At 55.6% G+C, this 912-nt stretch carries 1 protein-coding gene; it reads right to left on the reverse strand.

Going from position 1 to position 912, the window contains the following annotated elements; genetic code table 11:
• Positions 1–95: 95 nt before the first annotated feature.
• On the reverse strand, positions 96–912 hold an 817-nt coding region (locus CFR80_RS18505), incomplete at its 5' end, for an alpha/beta fold hydrolase (RefSeq protein WP_309146447.1).

The following is a 912-nucleotide window of genomic DNA, read 5'->3' on the forward strand; positions in this document are numbered from 1 at the left end:
CCGACGGCGAACTTGAGAGAACAGACGGGAAATAAAAAGAGGTTCAGCCCGTTATCAGAGCTGAACCCTTCTCGCCCTGACCGTCAGTGTGACCGTCAGGCTTTGACGGACAGAAAGTCAGCCAACGCTTCGTTAAACAGAAGCGGGGCCTGCAGGAAGGCGAAGTGGCTGGTCTCGGGCAGGATCATGTAAGAACTGTCCGGAATATGCGCCACCAGATATTCCAGATGGGCGCGATGAATCATCTCGTCCCGGTCCCCATCCACAACCCATGCGGGGCAGCGGATGGCGTTCAGGCGGTCTTCCGTGAATTCGGCATCATGCTCCCATTTCCACAGGCCCCAGAGGGTTTTTGAAAAGACATCAAATTTATCCGGGGTCGGGGAAAGCTCGCGGTAGTCTTCTGTGGCGCGCTTTACAAAAGCGTTGACCACCTTATCTCCGCTACACGCCAGATTGATGCCGGATGCGGACATATGCGGCCCGTAAGCAAAGATGCGTTTGATGCGATCCGGGTGTTCAGAGGCCAGAATAATGCTCTGCACACCGCCATCGCTCCACCCGACGAGACTGGCATTCGGAATTTCCAGATGGTTCATCAGGTGAATGATATCGTCTGCCATCTGAGCGTAGCTGAGGGGTTTATCCTCTAACGTGCTGCGGCCATGCCCGCGGCTATCCACGAGGATGACACGGTGCGTTTTGGCCAGATAAACCGCCTGTATGCCCCAGTAGTCAGAGTTTGCCATGCCCCCATGCAGCATGATGATGACATCGTCCCCTGTGCCGCCTTCCGTATAATAGAGCGAGCATCCGTTAATGGGGGCGTGCTGTCCTTTAAAGGAGGCCAGAGGGGCCGGGGTGGCAGGCAGGGTCTGCCAGCGTTTTGTTAAATGCTCAGTCATATCGTCA

This window comes from Komagataeibacter oboediens (assembly GCF_003207815.1).
GTDB lineage: Bacteria > Pseudomonadota > Alphaproteobacteria > Acetobacterales > Acetobacteraceae > Komagataeibacter > Komagataeibacter oboediens.